Annotated in this window: 29 protein-coding genes; 6 read left to right on the top strand and 23 right to left on the bottom strand. The window is 65.6% G+C overall.

Annotation, left to right across the window (positions count from 1 at the left end; all coding sequences use genetic code 11):
* Positions 1-25 precede the first annotated feature (25 nt).
* Positions 26-208, top strand: a complete 183-nt coding sequence (locus PKE72_RS13805; protein WP_055753752.1) for a DUF3606 domain-containing protein — start codon at positions 26-28, stop codon at positions 206-208.
* Between the two features lie 9 nt (positions 209-217).
* On the opposite strand, the gene PKE72_RS13800 is transcribed toward PKE72_RS13805, so the two are convergent.
* From PKE72_RS13800 to lipA, 16 genes are all read right to left on the bottom strand, one after another.
* Positions 218-1,378 (bottom strand): low temperature requirement protein A, encoded by a 1,161-nt coding sequence (locus tag PKE72_RS13800; protein WP_271165960.1) that lies wholly within the window; start codon positions 1,376-1,378, stop codon positions 218-220.
* Between the two features lie 89 nt (positions 1,379-1,467).
* Entirely contained in the window at positions 1,468-2,874 is a 1,407-nt protein-coding gene (lpdA, locus tag PKE72_RS13795) for a dihydrolipoyl dehydrogenase (protein WP_271165959.1), read from the bottom strand.
* Positions 2,875-2,876: 2 nt separating this feature from the next.
* Positions 2,877-3,356, bottom strand: coding sequence for a glutathione peroxidase (locus tag PKE72_RS13790; protein WP_271165958.1), 480 nt, complete (start codon positions 3,354-3,356; stop codon positions 2,877-2,879).
* 15 nt (positions 3,357-3,371) lie between these two features.
* Positions 3,372-4,676, bottom strand: a complete 1,305-nt coding sequence (locus tag PKE72_RS13785; RefSeq protein WP_271165957.1) for a pyruvate dehydrogenase complex dihydrolipoamide acetyltransferase — start codon at positions 4,674-4,676, stop codon at positions 3,372-3,374.
* Positions 4,673-4,972 (bottom strand): DUF5076 domain-containing protein, encoded by a 300-nt coding sequence (locus tag PKE72_RS13780; protein WP_271165956.1) that lies wholly within the window; start codon positions 4,970-4,972, stop codon positions 4,673-4,675. Before PKE72_RS13780 ends, PKE72_RS13785 begins: the two co-directional genes overlap by 4 nt.
* Positions 4,969-6,339, bottom strand: a complete 1,371-nt coding sequence (locus PKE72_RS13775; protein ID WP_271165955.1) for a pyruvate dehydrogenase complex E1 component subunit beta — start codon at positions 6,337-6,339, stop codon at positions 4,969-4,971. The genes PKE72_RS13780 and PKE72_RS13775 overlap by 4 nt, the downstream gene beginning before the upstream one ends.
* A 3-nt stretch (positions 6,340-6,342) precedes the next feature.
* Positions 6,343-7,371, bottom strand: a complete 1,029-nt coding sequence (gene pdhA, locus PKE72_RS13770) for a pyruvate dehydrogenase (acetyl-transferring) E1 component subunit alpha (protein WP_271165954.1) — start codon at positions 7,369-7,371, stop codon at positions 6,343-6,345.
* 133 nt (positions 7,372-7,504) lie between these two features.
* Positions 7,505-7,804 carry an FtsB family cell division protein gene (locus tag PKE72_RS13765; RefSeq protein WP_373878110.1) on the bottom strand — a complete coding sequence of 100 codons (300 nt, stop codon included), beginning with the start codon at positions 7,802-7,804 and terminating at the stop codon, positions 7,505-7,507.
* 137 nt (positions 7,805-7,941) lie between these two features.
* Positions 7,942-9,219 (bottom strand): phosphopyruvate hydratase, encoded by a 1,278-nt coding sequence (gene eno / locus PKE72_RS13760; protein WP_271165952.1) that lies wholly within the window; start codon positions 9,217-9,219, stop codon positions 7,942-7,944.
* A gap of 86 nt (positions 9,220-9,305) precedes the next feature.
* Positions 9,306-9,923 (bottom strand): hypothetical protein, encoded by a 618-nt coding sequence (locus tag PKE72_RS13755; protein WP_271165951.1) that lies wholly within the window; start codon positions 9,921-9,923, stop codon positions 9,306-9,308.
* Positions 9,924-10,033: 110 nt separating this feature from the next.
* Positions 10,034-10,216 (bottom strand): 50S ribosomal protein L32, encoded by a 183-nt coding sequence (gene rpmF, locus PKE72_RS13750; protein WP_035305966.1) that lies wholly within the window; start codon positions 10,214-10,216, stop codon positions 10,034-10,036.
* 145 nt (positions 10,217-10,361) lie between these two features.
* On the bottom strand, positions 10,362-10,886 hold the full coding sequence (locus PKE72_RS13745; protein ID WP_271165950.1) for a GNAT family N-acetyltransferase: 525 nt from the start codon (positions 10,884-10,886) through the stop codon (positions 10,362-10,364).
* 10 nt (positions 10,887-10,896) lie between these two features.
* Entirely contained in the window at positions 10,897-12,015 is a 1,119-nt protein-coding gene (locus tag PKE72_RS13740; RefSeq protein ID WP_373878109.1) for an NAD(P)/FAD-dependent oxidoreductase, read from the bottom strand.
* Complete coding sequence (locus tag PKE72_RS13735) at positions 12,012-12,344, bottom strand: hypothetical protein (RefSeq protein ID WP_271165948.1); 333 nt, start codon at positions 12,342-12,344, stop codon at positions 12,012-12,014. The genes PKE72_RS13740 and PKE72_RS13735 overlap by 4 nt, the downstream gene beginning before the upstream one ends.
* 9 nt (positions 12,345-12,353) lie before the next feature.
* On the bottom strand, positions 12,354-12,800 hold the full coding sequence (locus PKE72_RS13730; RefSeq protein ID WP_271165947.1) for a type II toxin-antitoxin system RatA family toxin: 447 nt from the start codon (positions 12,798-12,800) through the stop codon (positions 12,354-12,356).
* 7 nt (positions 12,801-12,807) lie between these two features.
* A complete protein-coding gene (gene lipA, locus PKE72_RS13725) occupies positions 12,808-13,770 on the bottom strand; it encodes a lipoyl synthase (protein ID WP_267513065.1) in 963 nt (320 codons plus the stop codon).
* 171 nt (positions 13,771-13,941) lie between these two features.
* Here lipA and PKE72_RS13720 point away from each other — a divergent pair, with 171 nt between their 5' ends.
* Positions 13,942-15,486, top strand: a complete 1,545-nt coding sequence (locus PKE72_RS13720; RefSeq protein ID WP_271165946.1) for an AMP-binding protein — start codon at positions 13,942-13,944, stop codon at positions 15,484-15,486.
* 258 nt (positions 15,487-15,744) lie between these two features.
* Here the strand turns inward: PKE72_RS13720 and ygiD are convergent, their stop codons facing one another.
* The 3 genes from ygiD to PKE72_RS13705 all read right to left on the bottom strand — a co-directional run bounded on the left by ygiD (position 15,745) and on the right by PKE72_RS13705 (position 18,119).
* Positions 15,745-16,503 carry a 4,5-DOPA-extradiol-dioxygenase gene (gene ygiD, locus PKE72_RS13715; RefSeq protein ID WP_271165945.1) on the bottom strand — a complete coding sequence of 253 codons (759 nt, stop codon included), beginning with the start codon at positions 16,501-16,503 and terminating at the stop codon, positions 15,745-15,747.
* Between the two features lie 4 nt (positions 16,504-16,507).
* Positions 16,508-17,110: an NAD(P)H:quinone oxidoreductase gene (wrbA, locus tag PKE72_RS13710; RefSeq protein WP_271165944.1), complete on the bottom strand. Its 603-nt coding sequence runs from the start codon at positions 17,108-17,110 to the stop codon at positions 16,508-16,510.
* 151 nt (positions 17,111-17,261) lie between these two features.
* A complete protein-coding gene (locus PKE72_RS13705; RefSeq protein WP_271165943.1) occupies positions 17,262-18,119 on the bottom strand; it encodes a D-alanyl-D-alanine carboxypeptidase family protein in 858 nt (285 codons plus the stop codon).
* A gap of 338 nt (positions 18,120-18,457) precedes the next feature.
* Here PKE72_RS13705 and PKE72_RS13700 point away from each other — a divergent pair, with 338 nt between their 5' ends.
* The 4 genes from PKE72_RS13700 (at position 18,458) to PKE72_RS13685 (ending at position 21,596) form a co-directional block, all read left to right on the top strand.
* Positions 18,458-19,816, top strand: a complete 1,359-nt coding sequence (locus PKE72_RS13700; RefSeq protein ID WP_271165942.1) for an MFS transporter — start codon at positions 18,458-18,460, stop codon at positions 19,814-19,816.
* On the top strand, positions 19,813-20,607 hold the full coding sequence (gene mazG, locus PKE72_RS13695; protein ID WP_271165941.1) for a nucleoside triphosphate pyrophosphohydrolase: 795 nt from the start codon (positions 19,813-19,815) through the stop codon (positions 20,605-20,607). The genes PKE72_RS13700 and mazG overlap by 4 nt, the downstream gene beginning before the upstream one ends.
* 8 nt (positions 20,608-20,615) lie before the next feature.
* Positions 20,616-21,272: an HAD family hydrolase gene (locus PKE72_RS13690; protein WP_271165940.1), complete on the top strand. Its 657-nt coding sequence runs from the start codon at positions 20,616-20,618 to the stop codon at positions 21,270-21,272.
* A 126-nt stretch (positions 21,273-21,398) separates the two neighbouring features.
* Positions 21,399-21,596: a hypothetical protein gene (locus PKE72_RS13685; RefSeq protein ID WP_271165939.1), complete on the top strand. Its 198-nt coding sequence runs from the start codon at positions 21,399-21,401 to the stop codon at positions 21,594-21,596.
* A 41-nt stretch (positions 21,597-21,637) separates the two neighbouring features.
* On the opposite strand, the gene ahpF is transcribed toward PKE72_RS13685, so the two are convergent.
* The 4 genes from ahpF to PKE72_RS13665 form a co-directional block, all read right to left on the bottom strand.
* Complete coding sequence (gene ahpF, locus PKE72_RS13680) at positions 21,638-23,224, bottom strand: alkyl hydroperoxide reductase subunit F (protein ID WP_271165938.1); 1,587 nt, start codon at positions 23,222-23,224, stop codon at positions 21,638-21,640.
* A gap of 131 nt (positions 23,225-23,355) precedes the next feature.
* Positions 23,356-23,919, bottom strand: a complete 564-nt coding sequence (gene ahpC, locus PKE72_RS13675) for an alkyl hydroperoxide reductase subunit C (protein ID WP_271165937.1) — start codon at positions 23,917-23,919, stop codon at positions 23,356-23,358.
* A gap of 187 nt (positions 23,920-24,106) precedes the next feature.
* Positions 24,107-24,622 carry a hypothetical protein gene (locus tag PKE72_RS13670; protein WP_271165936.1) on the bottom strand — a complete coding sequence of 172 codons (516 nt, stop codon included), beginning with the start codon at positions 24,620-24,622 and terminating at the stop codon, positions 24,107-24,109.
* Positions 24,623-24,670: 48 nt separating this feature from the next.
* Positions 24,671-25,873: an exo-beta-N-acetylmuramidase NamZ family protein gene (locus tag PKE72_RS13665; RefSeq protein ID WP_271165935.1), complete on the bottom strand. Its 1,203-nt coding sequence runs from the start codon at positions 25,871-25,873 to the stop codon at positions 24,671-24,673.
* Position 25,874 lies beyond the last annotated feature (1 nt).

Raw genomic sequence — 25,874 nt, 5'->3', positions numbered from 1 at the left:
GTCAACATCTCCACAGGAGCCGACCATGGCGGGCCTCAAGGACAAGCGCGGCTTCATCGACAAGGACCGCATCGACCTGTCGGAGCGTCAGTCGGTCGAATACTGGATGAAGCGCTGGGGCGTGACCAAGGACCAGATCACCGCCGCCCACCGCAAGGTCGGCCGCATGACCAAGGACATCGCGGCGGAACTGGGCAAGAAGCGCTGACGCCAAGCCTCAGTCTCGAGGCCGCAGCGCCTCCCAGACGGCGAGCGCAAGCAGAACCGCCGAAGAAATGAGGCTGAGCCACAGCGGCGACAGATGCGCCCCGCCCATCAGGGCCGCCAGCGCCAGCAAGACCAGCAGGCCGCATCCCGCCAGCCGGTCGAGCGACCAGCGCCCCCAGACGCAATAGGCGGCCAGAGACGACCCAAACAGGAAGATGGCCGGTCCGCCCAGAACCGCAGCGACCACATGGGCTTCGGCATGGCCCAGCGGATGGGCCAGCACGAATTCGTCGCCCACCGCCGAGACGATAATCCCTGCGATCAGAACGATGGGGGCGTAGGTATAGGCGCGCCGCGCAATGGATCCGGCATCCTCGGCATGGGCGATGAAGTCCGACGCGGCGTCGTGCTTGGCGCCGAAATAGAGCTGCCACATTGCAATCGTGGTCAGGAAACTCGAGGTAAACGCCGCGATCGTCGGCAGGGTCCACGGAAGTTCAGCGAAGGTGGCGCCGGTGACCAGCAGCGTCTCCCCCAGACAGATGATCACGAACAGACCCACGCGCTCGGCCAGATGCGCCCCCTCCACGGTCCAGTCGGCCGTACTGGCGCGGCCGAGCCCCGGCGCGCGATAGCCCAATGCGGGGCCCGCATACTCGACCGCCAGGGCCGCCAGCCAGATGAACAGGCGATGGTCGGGGTTTGCGATCCCGCCCACGACCCAGAACACCCCGCTGAACGCCGTCCAGCACAGGATGCGCTGGAAGTTCTGACGCAGGATCTGATCCTCCCTCGCCGCCCAAAGCATGAACAGCGAGCGTCCGACATGAATGGCCACAAAGGCGCAGGCGAACACCAGCCCCCGCCCTCCGAAGGCGTCGGGCAAACCGATGGACATGACCAATCCGGCGGCCATGATCACGAACAGGGCCAGTCGAACCGGCGTCCGCTCCACGTCCAGCCAGTTTGTGACCCATGACGTATAGATCCAGCTCCACCAGACGGCGGCCAGAAGGATCACGGCTTCCAACGCGCCCAGCGGCGTCGGATGCTCGATCAGCAGATGGCTGATCTGGGTGATGGCGAAAACGAAGACCAGGTCGAAGAACAGTTCGACGAAGCCGACGCGCGCATGCTCGCCCTTCACGCGCGTCCGCAACAGCGAAACCATATCGCCCCTCCCCATCGGGAGAAGCTTAGGCCGGTTGTCGACCGCCGTCATCCCTGCGGCGCCCCATCACTCGGAGGAGCCGCCCCGCCTTAGAGGTGGAGGGTCCGCCCGTAGGCGTCCAGCGCCGCCTCGTGCATGGCCTCCGACATGGTGGGGTGCGGATAGACGATGCCGTGGATGTCTTCTTCCGTCGCCTCCATGGTGATGGCGGTGACATAGCCCTGGATCATCTCGGTCACTTCGTGGCCGATCATATGGGCGCCGATCAGGGCGCCGGTCTTGGCGTCGAAGATCACCTTGACGAAGCCGTCGACCTCGCCCGCGGCGACGGCCTTGCCGTTCACGCGGAACGGGAAGCGGCCGATCTTGACCTCGCGCTTCTCGGCGCGAGCGGCCTGTTCGGTGACGCCGACCGACGCGACCTGCGGCTGGGCGTAGGTGCAGCCGGCGATGGGCGAATGGACGTTTGGGGTCTTGTAGCCGGCGATGAATTCGGCGGCGTGGATGCCTTCATGCGACGCCTTGTGCGCCAGCCAGGGCGCGCCGGCGCAGTCGCCGATGGCGAACAGGCCCTTGACGTTGGTCTGGCAGTGGCCGTCGGTCTTGATGTGGCCGCGGTCCAGTTCGACGCCCAGCGCCTCCAGGCCGATGCCGTCGGTATTTGCGGTGATGCCGACCGCCGAGATGCAGACCTCGGCCTCCAGAACCTCGGCCTTACCGCCGACCTCGACGTCCACCTTTACGCCGGCGCCGGTCTTGGAGACCTTGGTCACCTTGGCGCCGAGCTTGAACTTGAAGCCGCGCTTCTCGAACGACTTCTGGGCGGCCTTGGAGACCTCCTCGTCCTCGACCGGCATGATGCGCTCGACCGCCTCGACGACTGTCACCTCGGCGCCCAGGGCGCGATAGAAGCTGGCGAATTCGATGCCGATGGCGCCCGAGCCGATGACGACGAAGGACTTGGGCAACTTCTTCGGCGCCAGGGCGTCGCGATAGGCCCAGATCTTGTCGCCGTCGGCCTCCAGGCCGATCTGCGGCAGGGCGCGGGCGCGCGCGCCGACGGCCAGCATGACCGCCTTGGCCTCGACCGTGCGCGACCCGCCGGCCTTCAGGGCGATGACGACCTTAGGAGCCGCAGCGCCTTTTTCCAGCTTGGCCGAACCCTCGATCACCTCGATCTTGTTCTTCTTCATCAGGAAGGCGACGCCCTTGTTCATCGTCGCCGCGACGCCGCGCGAGCGCTGGATGATGGCGTCGAAGTCGAACGACGCGCCGGACGCCGACAGGCCGTAGTCCTTCAGATGGCTCAGGCTCTCGAACTTCTCGCCCGACTTCAGCAGGGCCTTGGTCGGGATACAGCCCCAGTTCAGGCAGATGCCGCCCAGGTTCTCGCGCTCGACGATGGCGACCTTCTGGCCCAATTGGCTGGCGCGGATGGCCGCGACGTAACCGCCGGGGCCCGAGCCGATGACGACGAGATCGAATTCAGCAGCCATGATCAGATCAACTTCTCGATGTCGGCCTTGATGGCCTCGGGTTCTGTTTGCGGGGCGTAGCGGGCGACCACCCTGCCCTCGCGGTCGGTCAGGAACTTGGTGAAGTTCCACTTGATGGATTGCGAGCCGAGGAAGCCGCGCTTCTGCTTGGTCAGCCAGGCATAGAGCGGATGCCGCTTCGGCCCATTGACCTCCACCTTGTCGAACAGGGGGAAGGTCACGTCGAAACTGGTGGCGCAGAAGGCGGCGATCTCCGCCGCCCGTCCCGGCTCCTGCTCGCCGAACTGGTTGCAGGGAAAGCCCAGCACCTCGAACGGCCGGTCGGCGAACGTCCGGTGCAGCTTCTCCAGCCCGTCATACTGGCCGGTGAAACCGCACTTGGACGCCGTATTGACGATCAGCAGCGCCTGACCGCGGAAACGGTCCAGCGAAACCTCCGTGCCGTCGATGGCGCGGGCGGAGAAGTCATAGACCGAGGTCATGACCTCACCCTCCCCTTACGCCAGCATCGCGACGGGATCTTCGATCAGCGGCTTGAACGCCTGCAGGAAGCGGGCGCCGGTCGCGCCGTCCACCACACGGTGATCGCAGGTCAGGGTGACCGTCATCACGGTCGCCGCCACGATCTGACCGTCCTTGACGACCGCCCGTTGTTCGCCAGCGCCCACGCTCATGATGCAGCCCTGGGGCTCATTGATGATCGAGGAGAACGACTTGACGCCAAACATGCCGAGATTCGAGACCGAGAAGGTGCCGCCCTGGAACTCTTCGGGCTTCAGCTTGCGGTCGCGGGCGCGCTTGGCCAGGTCCTTGGACTCGGTCGCGATCTGCGCCAAGCCCTTGGTCTCGGCCTTGCGAATGATCGGGGTGATCAGGCCGCCGTCGATCGCCACCGCCATGGAGACGTCGGCGTTGTGGTGCATGGCGATGCCTTCGGGAGTGTAGGAAGCGTTGGCCTCCGGCACCAGCTTCAGCGCCAGGGCCGCGGCCTTGATGACGAAGTCGTTGACCGAAACCTTGATCCCCTGCGGCTCCAGCATCTTGTTCACCTTGGCGCGAACAGCCATCAGCTGGTCGATCTCGCAGTCGATGAACAGCGGGAAGTGCGGCACGTTCTGGATGCTGTCGACCATGCGACGCGCCACGGCCTTCCTCATCCCGTCCAGCGGGATCAGGTCGTAGCTGCCGTCCGGGATCCCCATCTGGGCCAGAGACTGAACCTGACGCGGCGCAATGCCCGAGGTCGCAGCGGCGGCGGTCGGCGCGGCGGCCGGTTGGGCGACGCCCTTGCCGGCGGCTTCGACGTCGCGCTTCACGATCCGGCCATGCGGGCCCGTGCCCTTGACCGACTTCAGATCGACGCCGTTCTGGGCGGCGATGCGACGCGCCAGGGGCGATGAGAAGATGCGTTCGCCACTGTCCGACTTCGGCGCAGCCGGAGCCGGCGCGACCGGTGCGGACGCCTTGGGCGCCTTGGGCGCCTCGGCGGCGGCCGGTGCGGCCTTCGGGGCCTCGTCAGCCTTGGCGGCCGACTTTTCGGCCTTCTGGGGCGCAGCGGCCCCGCCTTCGTCCTTCAGACGGGCGATCGGGGTGTTGACCTTCACGCCTTCCGTACCTTCGGCGACCAGAATGTCGGTGATCTCGCCCTCGTCCACGGCCTCGACTTCCATCGTGGCCTTGTCGGTTTCGATCTCGGCGATCACGTCCCCGGCGGAGACGACGTCGCCCACCTTGACGTGCCACTTGGCCAGGACGCCCTCTTCCATGGTCGGAGACAGGGCGGGCATCAGGATGTCGGTCATTGAGCAACTTCCTTCTCGGTCAGTGCGGCGCGGGCATGGGCCTCGGTCCAGCCGTCGCAGATAGCCTTGAAGGCCTCCTTCTGGTCCAGACCCGCGATCTGGGCGTAGGCGTTGGAGAAGTGCCAGGCGCACTCGGCCAGGACCGTCCCCATGTGGCGCGGTTCGTTCAACGCTGGGCGGATGTTCATGTGGGGCGTGGTCCCGCCCCACCAGATCCGCGCCAGTTCGGTGACTTGTGCGGGATCGAGCTGGCTCAGCTGTTCCGGGATGGCCAGGGCCTTCTCGTCCAGGCTCATGCCATCACCTGCTTCACGGCCGCGATGATCTTGTCCACGCCCGGCAGCGAGAGGGCTTCCAGATTGGCGGCATAGGGCAGCGGCACGTCTTCCTGGTGCACCCGCAGCGGAGGCGCATCCAGATAGTCGAAGGCGTGTTCGATGACCCGCGCCACAACCTCGGCGCCGACGCCCATCGGACCCCAGCCCTCTTCGGCCGAGACCAGACGGCTGGTCTTTTTGACGCTCTCGACGATGGTGTCGGTGTCCAGCGGACGCAGGGTCCGCAGGTCCACGACCTCGCACTCGATGCCTTCCTCAGCCAGCTTCTCGGCGGCCTGGAGGGCGAAGCCGACCATGCGGCTGTGCGCCGTGATGGTGACGTCCTTGCCTTCGCGACGAACCTTGGCCTTGCCGATCGGCAGGACATAGTCCTCGACCTCGGGCACGTCGAACTCGAGGCCGTACATCATCTCGTGTTCGAGGAAGACAATCGGGTTCGGGTCGCGGATCGCGGCCTTCAGCAGGCCCTTGGCGTCGGCCGCATCATAGGGCGCGATCACCTTCAGACCCGGAACCTGGGCGTACCAGGCCGAATAGTCCTGGCTGTGCTGGGCGCCGACGCGCGAGGCGGCGCCGTTCGGGCCGCGGAAGACGATGGGCGCACGGATCTGACCGCCCGACATGTACAGGGTCTTGGCGGCCGAGTTGATGATGTGGTCGATCGCCTGCATGGCGAAGTTGAACGTCATGAACTCGACGATGGGCTTCAGGCCCGCCATGGCCGCGCCGACGCCCAGACCGGCGAAGCCGTGCTCGGTGATCGGGGTGTCGACGACGCGCTGGTCGCCGAACTCCTGCAGCAGCTCGCGGCTGACCTTGTAGGCGCCCTGATACTGGGCGACTTCCTCGCCGATCAGGAAGACCTTGTCGTCGCGGCGCATCTCTTCGGCCATGGCGTCGCGCAGGGCGTCGCGGATGGTCGTCTTGACCAGCTTGGCGTCGGCCGGGATTTCCGGATCGCGCAGTTCGACCTTAGGGGTTGAGGTCTGGGCGGGTGCCTTCTCGGGATCGCCGGTCTTGCCTTCGGCTGTCGCCTTGGGCGCATCGGCCTGGGCCTCAGCCTTGGGCGCGGGCGCAGCCGCCCCGTCTTCGCCGGCCAGACGCGCGATCGGCGTATTGACCTTCACATTCTCCGAACCTTCGGCGACCAGGATTTCCAGCACTTCGCCTTCATCCACGGCCTCGACTTCCATCGTGGCCTTGTCGGTTTCGATCTCGGCGATCACCTGGCCGGCCGACACCGTGTCGCCCGCCTTGATGTGCCATTTGGTCAGCGTGCCCTCTTCCATCGTGGGGGACAGCGCCGGCATGAGGATGTCGGTCACGGATCAGGCCTCCACGTAGACGTCGGTATAAAGCTCGGACGGATCGGGCTCCGGGCTTTCTTGGGCGAATTGAACGGCCTCGGCGACGATGGCCTTGATTTCGTTGTCGATGGCCTTCAGCTCGTCTTCCGTCGCATTGGCGGCGGCCAGCAGAGTCTTGATGTGGTCGATCGGGTCGCGGGTCTTCTTGACCTCGTCCACCTCTTCCTTGGTCCGGTATTTGGCCGGATCGGACATCGAGTGACCGCGATAACGGTAGGTCTTCACTTCGAGGATATAGGGGCCTTCGCCGGCGCGGGCGCGATCGACGGCCTTCTTGACCGCATCCCGAACCGCGATGACGTCCATCCCGTCCACCTGCTCGCCCGGAATGCCGAAGCTGGCGCCGCGCTGGCTCAGCTGGGTCGTGGACGACGAGCGCTCGATGCTCGTGCCCATGGCGTACTGGTTGTTCTCGATGATGTAGATGGCCGGCAGCTTCCACAGCTGAGCCATGTTGAAGCTCTCGTAGACCTGACCCTGGTTCGAGGCGCCGTCGCCGAAATAGACGAAGGCCACCGAATCATCGCCGCGGTACTTGCCGGCGAAGGCCAGGCCCGTGCCCAGCGACACCTGCGCGCCGACGATGCCGTGGCCGCCGTAGAAGCCGGTCGGCACGTCGAACATGTGCATCGACCCGCCCTTGCCGCGCGACGAACCGCCGATGCGGCCGGTCAGCTCGGCCATGACTTCCTTGGGATCCATGCCCGCAGCCAGCATGTGGCCATGGTCACGGTAGCCCGTGATGATCTTGTCGTGGCCTTGCTTGACGCTCTCTTGAACGCCGACGGCCACGGCTTCCTGGCCGATATACAGGTGGCAGAAGCCCCCGATCAGACCCATGCCGTACAGTTGGCCCGCACGCTCCTCGAAGCGGCGGATGAGAACCATCTCGCGGTAAAAGCGGAGGAGGTCCTCCTTGGACGCCGAAGGCGTATTTGAAAGCTTGTCAGGCGCAGTGGTCTGAGCGGCTTTGGCTGGGGCTTTCGCCATCCGGCATCTCCCGGCTAGGCGCCGGGGAGCGACGCCTTCTTATCGTTACGGAAGGGGGCTTTAGCAGCCTTCCTTCCCGGAACGCAAAGGGGTGCGGGCTCGGCTGTAACAATAGTTCAAGTGGCGAGGGTTTTCACCCTTGAACGGGCTGTTCCTGAACGCGGATCACATAGTCGCGCGGGTCCGAAAAGCCGAGGACGGCCCGGGCGCGCTCCTCCAGTAAGTCCTTGGAAAGACTGTCAGTACGCAGATAGCGTACCCGCGTCTCCAGGTCGCGCCGCTGTTCGGTCAGGTGGGCGAGCTGATCCTCACGCTGCCCCATCAGGGCGTCGCGCGACGATCCACTCAGCAGGCCGCGCTCGCCCGTCAGAGCCTGCACGCCCAGATAGGCGAGCAACAGCAGCAGGGCGAGGGAAAGGCGGTACGGCTTCATCCGTTCGGGCACTCAAACGCTCCTTCTGAGCGCGAAAAACACAGTTCACGAACTGTGCCCGAAAATGCCTAATAAAATGTAGCTTGACCGTAAGAAAGTCGGCGAAGAACGCTGATTCTTCGCCGAGAATTCACAGGTTAGCGCAGCAGCATGCCGTCGCCGAAATAGACGGCCTGATCGCCCAGCATCTCTTCCAGGCGCAGCAGCTGGTTATATTTCGCCACCCGGTCCGAGCGGGCCAGCGAGCCGGTCTTGATCTGCCCGCAGTTGGTGGCCACGGCCAGATCGGCGATGGTCGAATCCTCGGTCTCGCCCGAGCGGTGGCTCATCACGGCGGTGTAACCGGCGCGGTGGGCCATATCGACGGCGTCCAGGGTCTCGGACAGGGTGCCGATCTGGTTGACCTTGATCAGGATCGAGTTGGCCAGGCCTTCGCCGATGCCGGCGGCCAGACGCGCCGGGTTGGTCACGAACAGATCGTCGCCGACCAGTTGCACCCGGTCGCCCAGGCGTTCGGTCAGCAGACGCCAGCCGTCGAAATCATCCTCGGCCATGCCGTCCTCGATCGAGACGATCGGGAAGCGCTCGCACAGATCGACCAGATAGGCGGCCATGCCCTCGGCGTCGACGGTCTTGCCCTCGCCGGCCATCACGTATTTGCCGTCCTTGAAGAACTCGGTCGAGGCAACGTCCAGACCCAGGTGGAAGTCTTCACCGGCCAGATAGCCGGCGGCCTGCCCCGCCTTGGTGATGAAGCTCAGGGCTTCTTCGGCCGAGGCTAGGTTCGGGGCGAAGCCGCCCTCGTCGCCGACGTTGGTGTTGTGGCCGGCGTCCTTCAGCTGCTTCTTCAGGGCATGGAAGATCTCCGTGCCCATGCGCAGGGCGTCGGTGAAGGTCTCGGCCCCGGTCGGCAGGATCATGAACTCCTGGATGTCGATCGGATTGTCGGCATGGGCGCCGCCGTTGATGATGTTCATCATCGGCGTCGGCAGGACGCGGGCCGAGACGCCGCCGATATAGCGGTGCAGCGGCAGGCCGGCCGAAATGGCGCTGGCCTTCGCCGCCGCCAGGGACACGCCCAGAATGGCGTTGGCGCCCAGGCGCGCCTTGTTGGGGGTGCCGTCCAGATCGATCATCGCCTCGTCCAGACGGCGCTGATCCTCGGCGTCCATGCCGGACAGGGCGTCGAAAATCTCGCCGTTGACGGCGTCGACCGCCTTCTGCACGCCCTTGCCGCCCCACAGATCCTTGTCGCCGTCGCGCAGTTCGACGGCTTCGTGTGCGCCGGTCGAGGCGCCCGACGGCACGGCGGCGCGGCCGAACGAGCCGTCATCCAGGATCACATCGACTTCCACCGTCGGATTGCCCCGGCTGTCGAGGATCTGGCGGGCGACGATGTCGGCGATGTCGGTCATGGCTCGGCTCTTTGGCTCAGGCGGAAAACAGGTTCGAGGGGTTTAGCCGTCTCCCCGCGAATCGCCAATGCCTGTTGCCGCTCCCGTCAGGAACAGCCTTCGACCAGTTGGATCGACGGATCGCCGGCGTGAACCATGGTCACCTTGCCGTCCGTGCCGACTTCGTAGCGGACGCCGCGTGCGGCGGGATCGGTCACATAGGCGGTGGATCCGCCGCGGGACCAGACAAGCAGATCCTCAGCCGGCGCCGGCCAGTACTTGTGCGGCTGGGCGAAGACGGCGCCGCCATAGGCCTGTTTGATCGCCATTCCCGTGGCGCCGACGCCGAAACCGCGATCCGTCTTGGTCGTCGCGCCGCGCGCGGCGGTTATGCGGGTCAGCACCCCGTTCTGGATCATGACCCTGACATCCGTCGGCGCATTGACCGGATGGAATTCGTCGCAGGTCTCTGGATCGGCCCCGCCGACCGCATCTGGCTGCGAATCCTCGCCCCAAACCCGCACCAGTTCGGCGCGCGTCATACCGATTCGCGCCGGGCCGAGGCCTTCGCTGGTCAGGACCGTAGCGTCGACGGGCGCAGGCGGCGCAGGTTCCGGCGACGGTGTGGCGGCGACCGGCGGCGTTTCGGCCACCGGGTCGTCACGGCGTTCACAGGCGGCGAGGGTAAGCAGCGCGACGGCGCTGACGGCGGCGAAACGAATCATGAGGCGAAGTCTCCAGGCAAGCTTCGCCGCACTGAACGCACGAAAACGGCGCGCGGATCACCGCGCGCCGTAAATAACTTCGTCCGGACGAGCCGGAAGCCTTCGAAAGACTAGTCTTCCTTCGGCGTGATGACCTGGCGACCGCGATAGGTGCCGGTCTTCAGGTCGATGTGGTGGGGGCGCTTCAGCTCGCCGGTGTCCTTGTCCTCGACATAGACGTTCGAGCTCAGGGCGTCGTGGGCGCGGCGCATGTTGCGACGCGAGGGGGATACTTTCCGCTTCGGAACGGCCATGTCCGTCTCAATCTTCTAAGTCGGGCGCCGCCCAGAGCCGAAGCCTGATCAAGCGCGAAAACGATAGCGGCGGCCCCAGTTCTTCGCAAGAAGAACGCCGAGCCGCCACGCGAGGCGCGGCTTATGCATGAACCGCACGATGATTTCAAGGCGTCTTGCGCGACTTCCAGCGATCACGGTCCAGCCCGAAGTAAAGACTGTCCATCCAGACGCCTCCGACCCGCCAGGTCCGGCTGGCGGCCCCCGTCTGTTCGAAGCCCAACCCCGTCAAAAGCCGAATGGACGCCGCATTGGCCGGATCGACATCTGCAGTCACCGCATCGATATCCCGCGTGGTCATCACATGATCGATCACTGCGGTCAGAGCTTCCGTCGCCAAACCCCGCCCCCAATAGTCCGGGTGCAGGATGTAGCCGATCTCGGGCAGACGCCAGAACCCCGCCTTGCCGATGACCCGTCCCTGCGCCTCGATGACGAAATCATCGCTGATCTCAGGGCCGCCGGCGATCATGCTTTCCAGCCACTCCGCCGTCTGTTCCCTGGTTTCATGCGGTGTCGTCGACCACCACCGCATGGCGTCCGGCGATGAAAGGACCTGATGCAGATCATCGACATCGCCGGGTCTCGCCCGTCGCAAAATGAGGCGTGGCGTGACGAGCTGATGGATCACGGGGTGGCGTTCATGCGGACCCCGTCAGGGCCACGGCCACCGCCTCGCCGATGGCCAGCGAACTGGTCAGGCCGGGGCTTTCGATGCCGAACAGGGCCATCAGCCCCGTTATCCCGTGACGTTCGACGCCGTGCAGCTGGAAGTCCGGTTGCGGTTCGCCCGGACCATGCAGCTTGGGCCGGATCCCGGCGTAGTCGGGCGTCAGGGCGCCGTCGGGCAGGCCCGGCCAGAAGCGGCGGATATAGGCGGCGAACACCTCTGCCTTGGCTGGATCGACCGAATAGTCCTCGGTCTCGACATAGGCCAGGTCGGGGCCGAACACGGCCTGCCCGCCCAGGTCCTTGCGATAATGGGTGCCCAGGGCGCCGGGGATGGGCGGCGGATAGATCAAGCGGTCGAACGGCGCCTTGCCGACCAGGCGGAAATAGATCCCCTTGCCGAAATGGCCCGCCGGAATGTCGCCGGCCGGATAGCCGTCGACAGCCGCCGCCACGGCTTGCGCGGACAGGCCGGGCGCCGTGACCAGCAGGCGGCTGGTGACGGCCATCGCCCCCTCCCCGCCCACACGGATCGTGAAGCCGCCGCCCGGCAGGGGCTCGGCGCCTTCGAACGGGGCCGACACCACCACCGATCCGCCCGCATCCTCGATCTCGCCCTGCAAGGCCAGCATATAGCCGTGGCTGTCGAACAGGCCGCTCTCGGGCGACAGGATGGCGGCGTGGGCGTTCAGCTCGGGCTCCAGCGCCCGCGCCTGGGCGCCGGTCAGGTGCGCCAGCCCCTCGACCCCGTTCGCCGTCGCCTGTTCGAAGATGGCCTCGATCCGCTCGACCTCGCCCGCCTCGGTCGCCACGACCAGCTTGCCGCATTTGCGATGATCGATCTTGCGGCTGGCCAGAAAGTCATAGAGGGCGCGCCGCCCCTCGACGCAGAACTGCGCCTTCAGCGATCCGGTCGGATAATAGAGGCCGCCGTGAATGACCTCGGAATTGCGCGACGAGACGCCCTGACCGATGTGGCCTTCCTTCTCCAGCACCAGCACCGTCAGGCCCCGTTTCGACAACGCCCGACCGCAGGCCAGGCCAACCGCCCCGGCGCCCACGACGGTCGCGTCGAAATCGAACACGCTCAGCAAAACTGGGCCATCTTCGAGCTCAAGAACAGCAACAGAGGCCACAAGGGCAGGACCGCAAAGCCCCACAAAGCGCGTGGCTCATTGCGGACAGCGAACGCTTGCCAGCCATTTATCAGAACGACGATGATGGCGATCGGCAAGGTCAATGCGCTCATGACGAAAAGATGAGCAGGCCATCCTGCACACGAGTCACCCGCCATTCCCGACATAGCCGCAAAGAGCAGCAGCATTGGAGAGGCCAAGACGAATGCACACGTCGACAGAATAAGAACCGTGAGCAGAATCCAACTGCGACGCTTGTACAATACAGGCTTGGGTTCCGACATCGCGCGTCCTCAGCGAAAACGCCTGGCGGCTTCGCTTTCAAAGCACCCTATCAGCTTTTCCACCGCCCGGTCGAAATTGGCCGACAGCATCAGATCCAGCATGCGCGACTTGAAGGCGAAGTCGATCATGAACTCCAGCCGCGCGCCGTCGGGATGCGGAAAGAACTCCCACCGATTCTTCAGGTGCTTGAACGGCCCGCGCAGCAGGCCGACCTCGACCTTGGGCGCGTTCCGGTCATGCCGGACCCAGGTGGAGAACCGCTCCTTCAGGAAGGAGAAGCCGACACCAGCCTCGGCGTCCAGCACGGTGACGCCCTCGCCTTCGGCACGCTCATTCCAGACCCGCATCGACGTGACCCAGGGCACGAAGTCGGGATAGGCGCGCACGTCGGCGACCAGATCGGCAAGCTGTTCGGGCGCATAGGGAAGAATGCGCGTTACGCGGTGGACGGCCATACGGAATTTAGCGGCGCAGCTGCGCCTCGCGCGCGGCCTTCAGCCGGGCGAAGTCGTCGCCGGCGTGGTGCGACGAACGCGTCAGCGGCGACGAGGACACCATCAGGAAGCCCTTGGCCCGGGCGATCGCCTCATAGGCCTTGAACTCTTCCGGCGTGACGAACCGGTCGATGGCGGCGTGTTTGCGCGTCGGCTGCAGGTACTGGCCGATGGTGATGAAGTCGACGCCGGCGGACCGCATGTCGTCCATCACCTGCATGACCTCTTCCTTGGTCTCGCCCAGGCCGACCATGATGCCGGACTTGGTGAACTGTTCCGGGTCCCGCTCCTTGACCATCTGCAGCAGGCGCAAGCTGTGGAAGTAGCGCGCGCCCGGCCGGATCTTCAGATACAGGCGCGGAACGGTCTCGAGGTTGTGGTTGAAGACGTCCGGCTTGGCGTCGATCATCACCGCCGCCGCCCCGTCCTTGCGCAGGAAGTCGGGCGTCAGGATCTCGATGGTGGTGTTCGGCGCCTGGATGCGGATCTGGCGCACCACCTCGGCGAAGTGGGCCGCGCCGCCGTCCGCCACATCGTCGCGGTCGACCGAGGTGATCACCACATGGTTCAGGCCCATCTGCTGCACAGCCAGCCCGACCTTGCCCGGCTCCTCAGGGTCCAGCGGCTGGGGCAGGCCCGTCTTGACGTTGCAGAAGGCGCAGGCCCGTGTGCAGGTGTCGCCCATGATCATCAGGGTGGCGTGCTTCTGGCTCCAGCACTCGCCGATATTCGGGCAGGCCGCCTCTTCGCAGACCGTGTGCAGTCCCTTGGACCGGACGATGTCCTTGGTGGCGTTGTACTGGCCCGAGCCGGGCGCCTTGACGCGCAGCCAGTCGGGCTTTTTCAGAACGACCGACTCCGGACGGTTCTGCTTTTCCGGGTGGCGCAGCTCCGACGGCTTGCGCTGAAGGGTGTCGATCAGGGTGACCATGGCCGGTATTTCGGCCTTCCGACGTCCAATGGCAAGCCACGGCCGGTTACAGATGATGCCGCAGCTTGGAACTCACGCGACGTTACGCATCTTTTCAAGACGCCGTCCCGTCATTAATGACGGACGCCCGACAACAGAGAGGGCCCCTCGCGCCCTCCGTAGGAGACGCGCTTGCGCCAGGCCCTGGATCCCTCGCTTTACGACTCGTCCCTGATCGACGCCCTGATCGATGCGCGGGCGCGGTTCGGCGACAAGGAAATTCTGGAGGACCAGGATCGCCACCCCCTCACCTACACCGGCCTGATCCGCGCCGCCTTCGTTCTGGGCCGCAAGATCGCCAACATGACCGACCTCGGCGAACGCGTCGCCATCCTGCTGCCCTCGTCCATGGGCGTGGTCGTCACCTTCTTCGGCCTGCACGCCCACGGCCGCGTGCCCGTCATGCTCAACTTCACCGCCGGCGAGGCCAATCTGAAAGCCGCCATCAAGGCCTCGGGCGTCAAGAAGGTCCTGACCGCCAAACGCTTCATCGACCAGGCCAAGCTGGACGATCTGATCGTCGAACTGAAGACGGTCGCCGAGGTCGTCTGGCTGGACGACGTGCGCAAGACCATCGGCCTACCGGACAAGCTGTACGGGCTCGCCGCCGGCGCTGCGCCCAAGCGGTTCCGCGTCAAGACCGATCCGGATGCGCCGGGCGTGGTCCTGTTCACCTCCGGCAGCTTCGGCACGCCCAAGGGCGTGGTGCTGAGCCAGCGCAACCTGGTCGCCAACGCCCGTCAGGTCGCCGCCCATATCGACCTGCTGCCGGAATGGGTGATGTTCAATCCCCTGCCCACCTTCCACTGTTTCGGCCTGACCGGCGGGGTCATCCTGCCTCTGCTTCAAGGCCTGAAGGCCTTCCAGTATCCGTCGCCGTTGCACGCCAAACAGATCACCGACCTGCTGCCCCAGGTGAAGGCCTCGATCCTGTTCGCGACCGACACCTTCCTGAACCAGTACGGCCGCGTCGCCGAGGCTGACGATTTCGCCACCCTGAAGTTCGTGGTCGCCGGCGCCGAGAAGGTGCGCGAGGAGACCCGGAATCTGTTCAACACCAAGTTCGGCGGCGTCGAACTGCTTGAGGGCTACGGCGCGACAGAGGCCTCGCCGGTCGTGGCCGTCAACCACCCCCACCGCAACGCCCCCGGCACGGTCGGCCAGATCCTGCCCGGCCTGGACTGGAAGCTGGAGCCGGTCGAAGGCATCGCCGACGGCGGACGCCTGTATCTGCGCGGCCCCAATGTGATGAGCGGCTATGTCACCTCGGCCGAGCCGCTGGAATGGTCGCCGGTCGAGGACGGCTGGCTGGACACCGGCGACATCGTCGATGTCGACGCCGAGGGCTACATCACCATCAAGGGCCGCGCCAAACGCTTCGCCAAGATCGGCGGCGAAATGGTCTCCCTGACGGCGGTCGAGGGCATCGCCGGCGCGGTCTGGCCGGACCAGCGCCACGCCGTCGTCTCCATTCCCGACACCCGCAAGGGCGAAAAACTGGTCCTGGTCACCGACCACGCCGAGGCCGAGGTCGCCCCCCTGGCCGAATGGGCCCGCGCCAACGGCGCCCCCGAGCTGATCGTGCCCAAGAAGATCGTCAAGGTCGCCGAAGTCCCCGTCCTGGGCACCGGCAAGACCGATTATGTGACGATCCAGAAGATGGTCGAAAGCGCCTGATTTTTTTAACCTCCCCGTTCGCGAAGGCGAACGGGGAGGAGATGCCCGTTTTCCTTTCGTCATTCCGGGCGAAGCGCAGCGGAGACCCGGAACCCAGCGGCGCCGAAGGCGAAATGGTTCAGCCGCGCGATGTGGAACACCGAGTCTGGGACAGGTTCGCGCTCTCGCGCGCCGCTGGGTTCCGGGTCTTCGGGCCAAGTGGCCCTTCGCCCGGAATGACGAAAGATGTAGGTGGGCCTTCTAACGGGGAAGACGCCGTCACCCGACCCTGACGCCCGTCATCGAAATCGACCCGCCGTCGATCCTGTCGTTGAAGAAGCTCACCGGCTCGCCCGGCGCCTGCTGGGCGGCGACATACAGCACCGGCAGAAAATGTTCGTCGGTCGGCACGCTCAGTTGGGCGTCCTCGGCCAGCCCCACCCAGTCGATCAGGGCCTCGTGGTCGCCCCTCTCGAACGCCGCCTTCACCGCCTCATTGAACCCGGTCGCCCAGGCATAGGGCTCAGCCCCCGCCTCGCGCTTCCAGGTCCGCAGATTGTGGACGAAATCCCCCGACCCCGCGATCACGACCCCCTCGTCCCGCAGCGGCCTCAGAGCCTTGCCCAACTCATAATGCTGCCGCGCCGTCAGTTCGCGGTTCAGCGACAGCTGCACCACAGGCACGTCGGCGTCCGGCCAGACATGGTGCAACACCGACCAGGTCCCGTGATCCAGACCCCATTGCTGCGTCTGCACCGCCCCGGTCAGTTCCGCGACCCGCGCCGCCAGTTCGGGCGAGCCGGGCGCGGGATATTGCATCTCGTGAAGTTCGCGCGGGAAATTCCCGAAATCATGAATGGTTTCGGGCTTTTCTTGCGCTGTGACGCCCAGCCCGCGCGTCTCCCAATGGGCGGAGATCATCACCACCCCCTCGGGCTTGCCGATGGCTTCGCCCAGATCACGCCAGGCGGTCCCATAGGGACCGCCCAGAGCATTCATCGGCGAACCGTGACCGAAGAAGACGGCGGGCTGGCGCATCGGATCAGCCGTGCAGCTTCTTGGCCAGCTCGGCGATATGCTTGCCCTGGAAGCGGGCGCCGTCCAGCTCGATCTCGCTGGGCATGCGCGAGCCGTCGCCGCCCGTGATGGTGGTCGCGCCATAGGGCGAGCCGCCGTGCACCGCGTCCAGGGTCATCTGCGCCTGGAAGGAATAGGGCAGACCGACCACCGGCATGCCGTGGTGCATGAAGAAGTTGTGCAGACCCTGGAAGGTGGTCTCCTGACCGCCGTGCTGGGTTGCGGTGGCGGTGAAGGCTCCGCCGATCTTGCCGATCAGGGCGCCCGAGAACCACAGGCCGCCGGCCTGATCCAGGAAGGCGCGCATCTGCGACGCGGCCGAGCCGAAGCGGGTGCCGGCGCCGATGATGATGGCGTCATAGTCTTTCAGGTCGTCGATCTTGGCGATCGGCGCCTTCTGATCCAGCTTGTAGTGCGAGGCCTTGGCCAGCTCTTCCGGCACGGTTTCGGGCACGCGCTTGATGTCGACCACGGCGCCTTCGACCTGACGCGCGCCTTCGGCGACGGCTTCGGCCATGATTTCCAGATGGCCGTAGGTCGAGTGGTAGAGGACGAGAATCTTGGGCAAGGGAGGACTCCGTTGAATGTCACGGCCGCCATTCGCAACAACGACCGTTGCTAACTTGGCGTCTCGCTCGGCGCCATGCAAGCCCCCTCTCGGCTTTCGCGATGGTTTCAGTCAAAAACGGAAATGAAAACCGAAGGCTCGTCCAACCGGCTCAGGGCGCGAACGAAGGGTCCCAAGGCCGCACATACTCCCAGTGCCAGGGCTCATAGACATAGGGGACGAAGCCGAACCGCCCGGCGTTGGCCACCAGCCAGCGATAGGTCGCCCCCCGCGCCATAACCTCCCGGCTGGCCGCCGCCGTCGAATCGACGCCCCGGCCCGGCGCCTGACCGACGTACAGATCAACCGCCGTCCCGGTCCGGTGCGGCGAACAGACCGCCCGGCGCAGACCGTCGCAATTGCCCTGCTGGGCGCAGCGCGCGGCGTCGGCCTCAGGATCGCGGAAGCCCGAGAAGATCTGCAGCAGTTCGGGATCGGCGGCGACCTCAGGGACCTCCGCCCTCGCGGCGGCGACCAGGCGACGATAGGCGTCCAGCACGTCCCGACGCAAAAGGCGGGTCAGACGGTCGGCGTGTTCTTCGGATGCGACCAGATAGCCTAACTGATTGATCGGCGGCGGATCCGGGCATTCCCCTCGGGTCCGCGCCATCACGAACGGCCGCCGCTCCTGCCACAGGCCGCGCAACACCTGAAAGGTCGCGGCGTCGAACAGGCCGGTCGGCGCCAGGCCATGGGTTTGCTGAAATCCCGCCAGTTGCGAGGCGAAGATCGGGGTGCCGGGTCCGCACCGCGTGTGCAACTCCTGCTGGATCAGGGGCGCATAGGCCATCCAGCCGTACTCGGTCGCCCCGAACGGCGCCCACTCCATCCCATAGGCCGAGCCCGCGTTGACCAGAGCCTCGTCGCCCCAGACGTCGGTGTTGGTATGGCACGGCCCCGCCGCACGCGCTCCACCGGCGAAGGCCAGAACGAAACAGACGGACAGGAACGCAAGAAGGCTTCGCCACATGGCGACAGCAAGCCCCAAGCCGGCCGATGGAGCAAGCGCCGAACGACGACGGGGGCAACACCACCCTCTTTCGTCATTCCGGGCGAAGCGAAGCGAAGACCCGGAACCCAGCGGCGCGCGAGAGCGCGAACCTGTCGCGGACGCCATCTTCAAGCAGCATGCGGCGGAGGTATTTCGCCTGACGGCGCCGCTGGGTTCCGGGCCTACGGGCCAAGCGGCCCTTCGCCCGGAATGACGAAAGAGGAGTGGAGCGGCCGCACAATCCGACTCCGCTCGCGCGCCCAAACCTGCAATCTTGCGGCGGCCCGACTCATCCGGGCTGTCCTCGGACCCGCCGCATGACCGCCGCCGCCGCGCCCCGTCGCTCCAACGCCGTGCTCGCCGCCTTCTCCGGCCCCTGCCTGCCGCTGGCGGCCTTCGGCGTGGCCCTGCCCGTCACCCTGCCGGAGTTCTACGCCACCTATGTGGGGCTGGAGCTGGGGGTGGTCGCAGCCGTTTTCATGGCGGTGCGCCTGATCGACATCGTTTTCGACCCCTTCCTCGGCTGGGGCATGGACAGGACCAGGACCCGGTTCGGCCGCTACCGCCCCTGGATGGCGCTCTCGACGCCCATGCTGATGCTCGCGGCCTTCATGATGTTCGTGGTGGTCCAGCCGGGCGCCCCGCCGGCCTATCTGTTCGGCTGGCTTCTGTTCCTCTACCTCGGCTTCTCGATCGGAACCCTGGGCCAGCTGGGCTGGGCCGCCGTCCTCGCGCCCCAGTATGACCAGCGCAGCCGCGTCTATGGCTGGTGGCAGGTGTTCAACATCATCGGGGTGGTGCTGATCCTGGTCCTGCCGACCATCGTGGTGAAGACGGGAATTGGCGACTATGCCGACGGCGTCCGGATCATGGGCTGGGGCATCATCATCGCCCTGCCCGTCACCATCGGCCTGGCCATGGTCGCCGTGCCCGAGCCCGTGACCCGGGGCGACGCGCCGCACGGCAGTCTCGGCGCCTATCTGGCCCTGCTGAAAAAGCCGGTGGTGCGCAAACTGCTGATCTCGGATCTGCTGCTGGGCGTGGCGCCCGGCATCACCGGTTCGCTGCTGTTCTTCTTCTTCGGCCAGATCCGCGGCTACGACCACACCGAGGCCGGCCTCTTCATGCTGGTCTATTTCATCGCCGGCCTGTGCGGCGCCCCCTTCTGGGCCTGGTTCGCCACCCGCGTCGGCAAGGACAGGGGCCTGGCGGTCGCCAGCCTCGTCTCGGCCGTCCTCTACGTCGGCGCCACCCTGGTTCCCGGCGGCAACTTCGCCCTGACCGCCGTCGTCATGTTCATCGCCGGCCTACCCTATGCCGCAGGCCTGTTCCTGACCCGCGCCATGATGGCCGACGCCGGCGACCAGGAGCGGTTCGAGACCGGGATCGACCGCACTGGCCTGATGCTGTCCATCCTCTCGGCCACCACCAAGATCGGCCACGTCGTGGCCCTGGTGCCTTATCTCATCCTTCAATGGGTCGGCTTCCGCGCTGTACCCGGACCGGACGCCAACAGCCCCATGGCCCTATTGACCCTTCAGATCCTCTTCATCCTGGTCCCCGGCGTGCTGCTGGTGCTGGCCGGCTGGGCGCTGAAGGCCTATCCGCTGACCGCCGCCCGCCACAACGAGATCCGCCAGGCCCTCGACGCCCGCGACGCGGAGGCGCAGGCGTGAGGCCCATCGACCGCCTGCTCGGCGTCATGGAACGTCTGCGCGATCCCGAAGGCGGCTGCCCCTGGGACGTGGAACAGACCTTCGCCACCATCGCCCCCTACACCATCGAAGAGGCCTACGAGGTCGCCGACGCCATCGAGCGCAACGACCTGAACGAGCTGAAGGGCGAGCTGGGCGACCTGCTGTTCCAGGTCGTCTTCCACGCCCGCATGGCCGAGGAACAGGGTCTGTTCGCCTTCGACGACGTGGTCACCGCCATCGCCGACAAGCTGGAGCGCCGCCACCCCCACGTCTTCGGCGATGAAGCTCAACGGTCTTCAAAAGAACAGACCGTCGCCTGGGAGGTCATCAAGGCCGCCGAGCGCAAGGATCGGAAAAAGCCCGGCGTTCTCGACGACGTCCCCGTCGGCCTGCCGGCCCTGACCCGCGCCGCCAAACTGACCAAACGCGCCGGCCGCGTCGGCTTCGACTGGCCCTCGACCGACGAGGTGTTCGACAAGCTGGCGGAAGAGGTCGAGGAGCTGCGCGTCGAGATCGCCGCCGGCGACATGGCCAAGGCGCGTGAGGAGCTGGGCGACCTGCTGTTCGTCGTCGCCAACCTGGCCCGCAAGCTGGACGTCGAGCCCGAGGACGCCCTGCGCGCCACCAACGCCAAGTTCGTCCGCCGCTTCGGCTTCATCGAGGCCGAACTGGCCAAGGACGGCCGCACCCCCGACCAATCGACGCTGCAGGAGATGGACCGCCTCTGGGACGCCGCAAAGGTCGCCGAGAAGGCCGGCTCGTCCTCCTGAGCCGCCGCATGCCCTACGACCTGATCATCTTCGACTATGACGGCGTCGTCGCCGACAGCGAGGTGCTGAACAGCACCGTCATGGCCGAGCAACTGACCGCCATCGGCCTGCCCACCAGCCTGGACGAGGTGCTGGCCGCCTATACGGGCAAGCGCTGGCGCGACAACCGGCCGGCGGTCGAGGCGGCCCTGGGCCGGCCCTGTCCCGATGATTTTCACACCACCTGGTTCGCCACCTGCCGCGCCCGCGCGCCGCTCCATCTGAAGCCCGTCCCCGGCATGATCGACTTCGTCGCCGCCCGGTCCGAGGCCCGCTGCATCGCCTCGTCCAGCGGGCCGGACTGGATCGGCGTCGGCCTGGACCTGTTCGGCCTGACCGATCATTTCGACGGCGCCGTCTTCACCGGCCTGGTGGTCGAGCGCGGCAAGCCCCACCCCGACATCTTCCTGCACGCCGCCGACACCATGGGCGTCGATCCGACCCGCGTCCTGGTGATCGAAGACAGCGAGGCGGGCGTCACCGCCGGGGTCGCGGCCGGCATGACGGTGGTCGGCCTGACCGCCGGCGGCCACATCCGCGACGGCCACGCCGACCGCCTGGTCGCGCGCGGCGCCCACCACATCGCCGACAGCTACGCCGCCGTCGCCGCCTTCATGGATCGCTAGACGCCGGCCCCCCCGCCCGGCTTGCGCGTGGCAAACCGCCGGTAACCCAATCTCTATACCTGCGCTTTAAGCTTCGCCGTTCAGCATCGGCTCGATGGGACGACACTCAGGCGAGGGAGCGGGCGAGTGAACGACGACAAGCACAGCTGCACCGGGGGTTACGACGCCCCGCCGACGCGCCCCCGCGAGGAGGCCCAGACCCGCGAAGCCTACGCGGGCGGATCGCACGGCGGCGGTGCGCCGGGCCTGGGCGGCCTGTTCGCCCAGGGCCTCGTCCTGCTGCTGGCGTTCTGCTGGATTTTCGACCAGGTCGCCTTGAAGTAACGACCGAAAGACCCGCCATAAGCCGCTGGCGAACCTGACGATCAGGCCGCCACGACCTCTTCCTTAGCCGGCACGGTGCGGATCATATAGTCAAAGGCCGCCAGCCCCGCCTTCGACCCCTCGCCCATCGCCACCACGATCTGCTTGTAGGGCACGGTCGTCACATCGCCCGCGCCGAAGATGCCCGGCTGGGACGTCTCGCCGCGATGATCCACTTCGATCTCGCCGCGCGGGGTCAGGCCCACGGCGCCGTGCAGCCATTCGGTGTTCGGCACCAGGCCAATCTGAACGAAGATCCCCTCCAGATCGACGTCGTGATGGGCGTCGGAGTTGCGGTCCTTGTAGGACAGGCCCGTCACCTTCTCGCCGTCGCCGTGCACCTGGGTCGTCAGGGCCGAGGTGACGATCCGCACGTTCGGCAAGGTCGCCAGCTTGCGTTGCAGCACCGCATCGGCCCGCAGCTCGCTGTCGTATTCAATCAGGGTCACATGGGCCACGATGCCCGCCAGGTCGATGGCCGCCTCGACGCCCGAGTTGCCGCCGCCGATCACCGCCACCCGTTTGCCCTTGAACAGCGGCCCGTCGCAGTGCGGGCAATAGGCCACGCCCTTGTTCTTGTACTGGTCCTCGCCCGGCACGTTCATCTGACGCCAGCGGGCGCCGGTCGACAGGATGACGGTCCGCGACTTCAGACTGGCGCCGTTCTCCAGCACCACCTCGTGCAGCCCGCCTGGAACCTTGGCGGGAATCAGCTTCGACGCCTTCTGCAGGTTCATCAGGTCCACCTCATATTCGCGGACATGCTGTTCCAGATGGGCGGCCAGTTTCGGCCCCTCGGTATGGGGCACCGAAATGAAGTTCTCGATCGCCATGGTGTCCAGCACCTGGCCGCCGAACCGCTCGGCCACGATGCCGGTGCGGATGCCCTTGCGCGCCGTATAGATGGCGGCCGCCGCCCCGGCCGGTCCGCCGCCGACCACCAGCACGTCGAACGGATCCTTGGCCTTCAGCCGCTCGGCGGCCCGCGCCTCGGCGCCCGAATCCAGCCTGGCGACGATCTGCTCCAGCTCCATCCGGCCCTGGCCGAACAGTTCGCCGTTCAGGAAGACCGTCGGCACGGCCATGATCTTGCGCTCGTCCACCTCGTCCTTGAACAGGCCGCCCTCAATGGCGACGTGTTTGATGCGCGGGTTCAGCACGCTCATCAGGTTCAGGGCCTGCACCACGTCGGGGCAGTTCTGGCAGGACAGCGAGAAATAGGTCTCGAACACATAGTCGCCGTCCAGGTCCTTGACCTGCTGGATCAGCTCCTGCGCCGCCTTGGACGGATGGCCGCCGACGTGCAGCAGGGCCAGCACCAGCGAGGTGAACTCGTGGCCCAGCGGAATGCCCGCGAACCGCACGCCGATGTCCGTGCCCTTGCGGCGGATCAGGAAGCTGGGCTGGCGTTCGTCGTCATAGTCGCGGCCCATCTCGACCTTGCCGTGCGAGACCGAGACGATCTCCTCCAGCAGGGTCTTCAGCTCGATCGACTTGGGCCCGGCGTCCAGCGAGGCGACCAGTTCGACCGGATGGACGATGTTCTTGAGGTAGCCCTCGAGCTGAGATTTCAGATTGGCGTCCAGCATGGGGCAGTCCTCGAATTTCCAGGGGTGACGCGCCGCCTTCGAGCCGATCCCGGCGAGGCTTTGCGCGATGGCGTCCGACCTTCCGGCCGGGTGGGTCCGACCCGAAGGCCGGACTCTATAGGCGTTCAGTCTTAGATCTTGCCGACGAGGTCGAGCGACGGCGCCAGGGTGGCTTCGCCTTCTTCCCACTTGGCCGGGCAGACTTCACCCGGATGCGCGCGAACATACTGGGCGGCCTTGACCTTGCGCAGCAGTTCGGCGGCGTTGCGGCCGATGCCTTCCGAGGTGGTCTCGGTGAACTGGATCACGCCGTCCGGATCGACCAGGAAGGTCGCACGGTCGGCCAGGCCCACGCCCGGACGCATGGCGTCGAAGTTGTTGGTCACCAGGCCCGAGGGATCGCCCAGCATGGTGTAGGTGATCTTGCCGATGGCCGGCGACGAGTCGTGCCAGGCCTTGTGCGAGAAGTGAGTGTCGGTCGACACCGAATAGATCTCGACGCCCAGCTTCTGGAACTCGGCGTAATGGTCGGCCAGGTCTTCCAGCTCGGTCGGGCACACGAAGGTGAAGTCGGCCGGATAGAAGAAGAAGATCGCCCACTTGCCCGCCACATCGGCGTCCGTGACCGTCAGGAACTTGCCGTCCTTATAGGCCTCGGCGGTGAAGGGCTTCAGGGTCGTGTTGATGAGGGCCATGCAGGGCGTCCATTCAGCAGGAGTTGGGGAGGCCCGCTTCCTACCGCACCGCAACAGATAAGCCCAATCAGTTATTTGCAGATGCGTGATAGATTTTGGTTATAGCGGAATTCGCCCATGTAGCCATTGTCCCCTGCCGCAATCCCTCGAACCAAGGCCCACTTCATGAGAAGTGACCTAAGGTCAGTTAGCCACCTGACCGCTCAACGAAATGAATAGCTTCTTCAGTCGAACCAAATCTTCGCGTCGAAGGAATAGGTCCCGCGCAGACTATGCTCATCAACTCTGCGACGTATGAACCATCATTCGCAAACTGTTTTACTGGAGGGGATAATGAAAAAGGATAAGGAACCATTTCATGATAATCTCGTACCCCTAACGCGATGTATGCGTTTTGGCCGCATATGATTTGAAAATCCTGAATCCATAAATCTACATTCTTCCCCCCAACGATGATTGGATTGGCTGGAACACTCAAAACTTGCACATAAAATGAAACCGATCCAACATCTTCCCTACGATCTGTAACGAAAGAACTACCATTCGGACTTGAGTCTACTAAATACCATGCGCCGTTTTCAGAATTATCAACCCTCGATTCCGATAATCTTCGAGTATCAGCACTAGTTTCTTGCGCGCGTGATGAATGCGTAAGAAATGAAACAAACAAACATATAGAAAAAGTGACAGTAAAATTTCTCATGGATCCCCCATACGCATTGGCCCAATCTTTAACGAGCCTGACGATAAATCAATACAACAGGAACACCCGCCGCGCCTCTTCCCACGCCGCCTCATCCGGCCGCGTCGCCTCATCCAGATCCCCCGGCCCCGCCGCCGCGTCGTCCACCCATTCCCGCAGCCCCGGTCCGCCATTGATCACATCGATGGGCAGTTTCCCGAACGCATACTCGTACGGAAAATCGCGCCACAGGTCATAGTCGGGATACAGCCGACGGATCGCCTTGAACCCCAGGGCCTGCACCCGCCACGGCTTGAAGGCGGCATGATCATAGCCGGGGTGATCGACATGGATCTGCACCCCGCTGCACAGTTTCCCGACATGCTTATGGAAGGTCGGCTCGAACCACATGTCGCGTAAGGTACAGCCGCCCAGCCACTCCGGGGCCAGAACGTGCATCTCCGCGATCACCGCCCGCGCATCGATGTCCGGCGCCCCGAACAGCTCCAGCGGCCGGGTCGTGCCCCGGCCTTCCGACAGGGTCGCCCCCTCCAGCATCACCGTCCCGGCATAGGCCCGCGCCATCGACAGGTTCGGCGCATTCGGGCTGGGATTGACCCAGGCCCGCTCGCCCAGGGGCCAGCCGAAGCCCGGCCCCGCCTCGGGCGCCCAGCCCTGCATCTCGACCACCCGGTAATCCACATCCAGCTTGAACTGGTCGATGAACCACAGGCCCAGTTCGCCCATGGTCATCCCGTGCCGCATCGGCATCGGTCCGGCCCCGACGAAACTCTCCCAGCCGGGCTTCAATGTCTGCCCCTCGACCGGCCGCCCCGCCGGATTGGGCCGGTCCAGCACCCAGACCGACTTGCCGTGTTTCGCCGCCGCCTCCAGCACGTACAGAAGCGTCGTCACATAGGTGTAGATGCGGCAGCCCAGGTCCTGCAGGTCGATCAGGACGACGTCGAACGTCTCCATCCACTCGTCCCTGGGCCGGCGCACCTCGCCGTACAGGCTGAAGACCGGGAAGCCGTGCACCGGATCGCGATAATCCGGGCTCTCCATCATATTGTCCTGCAGATCGCCCTTCATCCCGTGCTGCGGCCCGAAGGCGGCGGTCAGTTCGATCTCGGGACAGGCGGCCAGCGCATCGACTGCATGGCCCAGGTCCTTCGTCACCGAGGCCGGATGCGCCAGCAAGGCCACGCGCCGCCCCTTCAGCTGCGCCCTCAGGGCGTCGTCGGACAGCAGACGGTCGAGACCGAAATTCATG

Source organism: Brevundimonas intermedia, assembly GCF_027922165.1.
In the GTDB taxonomy this organism is placed as follows: domain Bacteria; phylum Pseudomonadota; class Alphaproteobacteria; order Caulobacterales; family Caulobacteraceae; genus Brevundimonas; species Brevundimonas intermedia.
This window is presented reverse-complemented; position numbering and strand designations above follow the sequence as displayed.

Bases quoted from the DNA above. Each gene is read 5' to 3' on its own strand.
- ahpF (WP_271165938.1), bottom strand. From the start codon at position 23,224: ATGCTGGACGCCAATCTGAAATCTCAGCTCGAGGGCTACCTCAAGAAC.
- lpdA (WP_271165959.1), bottom strand. From the start codon at position 2,874: ATGGCTGCTGAATTCGATCTCGTCGTCATCGGCTCGGGCCCCGGCGGT.
- PKE72_RS13705 (WP_271165943.1), bottom strand. From the start codon at position 18,119: ATGTGGCGAAGCCTTCTTGCGTTCCTGTCCGTCTGTTTCGTTCTGGCC.
- PKE72_RS13670 (WP_271165936.1), bottom strand. From the start codon at position 24,622: ATGAGAAATTTTACTGTCACTTTTTCTATATGTTTGTTTGTTTCATTT.
- ahpC (WP_271165937.1), bottom strand. From the start codon at position 23,919: ATGGCCCTCATCAACACGACCCTGAAGCCCTTCACCGCCGAGGCCTAT.
- ygiD (WP_271165945.1), bottom strand. From the start codon at position 16,503: ATGCGCCAGCCCGCCGTCTTCTTCGGTCACGGTTCGCCGATGAATGCT.
- PKE72_RS13665 (WP_271165935.1), bottom strand. From the start codon at position 25,873: ATGAATTTCGGTCTCGACCGTCTGCTGTCCGACGACGCCCTGAGGGCG.
- PKE72_RS13755 (WP_271165951.1), bottom strand. From the start codon at position 9,923: ATGATTCGTTTCGCCGCCGTCAGCGCCGTCGCGCTGCTTACCCTCGCC.
- PKE72_RS13700 (WP_271165942.1), top strand. From the start codon at position 18,458: ATGACCGCCGCCGCCGCGCCCCGTCGCTCCAACGCCGTGCTCGCCGCC.
- PKE72_RS13780 (WP_271165956.1), bottom strand. From the start codon at position 4,972: ATGAGCCTGGACGAGAAGGCCCTGGCCATCCCGGAACAGCTGAGCCAG.
- PKE72_RS13805 (WP_055753752.1), top strand. From the start codon at position 26: ATGGCGGGCCTCAAGGACAAGCGCGGCTTCATCGACAAGGACCGCATC.
- rpmF (WP_035305966.1), bottom strand. From the start codon at position 10,216: ATGGCCGTTCCGAAGCGGAAAGTATCCCCCTCGCGTCGCAACATGCGC.
- PKE72_RS13730 (WP_271165947.1), bottom strand. From the start codon at position 12,800: ATGGCCGTCCACCGCGTAACGCGCATTCTTCCCTATGCGCCCGAACAG.
- PKE72_RS13735 (WP_271165948.1), bottom strand. From the start codon at position 12,344: ATGTCGGAACCCAAGCCTGTATTGTACAAGCGTCGCAGTTGGATTCTG.
- PKE72_RS13765 (WP_373878110.1), bottom strand. From the start codon at position 7,804: ATGAAGCCGTACCGCCTTTCCCTCGCCCTGCTGCTGTTGCTCGCCTAT.
- PKE72_RS13800 (WP_271165960.1), bottom strand. From the start codon at position 1,378: ATGGTTTCGCTGTTGCGGACGCGCGTGAAGGGCGAGCATGCGCGCGTC.
- pdhA (WP_271165954.1), bottom strand. From the start codon at position 7,371: ATGGCGAAAGCCCCAGCCAAAGCCGCTCAGACCACTGCGCCTGACAAG.
- PKE72_RS13690 (WP_271165940.1), top strand. From the start codon at position 20,616: ATGCCCTACGACCTGATCATCTTCGACTATGACGGCGTCGTCGCCGAC.
- eno (WP_271165952.1), bottom strand. From the start codon at position 9,219: ATGACCGACATCGCCGACATCGTCGCCCGCCAGATCCTCGACAGCCGG.
- PKE72_RS13785 (WP_271165957.1), bottom strand. From the start codon at position 4,676: ATGACCGACATCCTGATGCCCGCCCTGTCTCCGACCATGGAAGAGGGC.
- lipA (WP_267513065.1), bottom strand. From the start codon at position 13,770: ATGGTCACCCTGATCGACACCCTTCAGCGCAAGCCGTCGGAGCTGCGC.
- PKE72_RS13790 (WP_271165958.1), bottom strand. From the start codon at position 3,356: ATGACCTCGGTCTATGACTTCTCCGCCCGCGCCATCGACGGCACGGAG.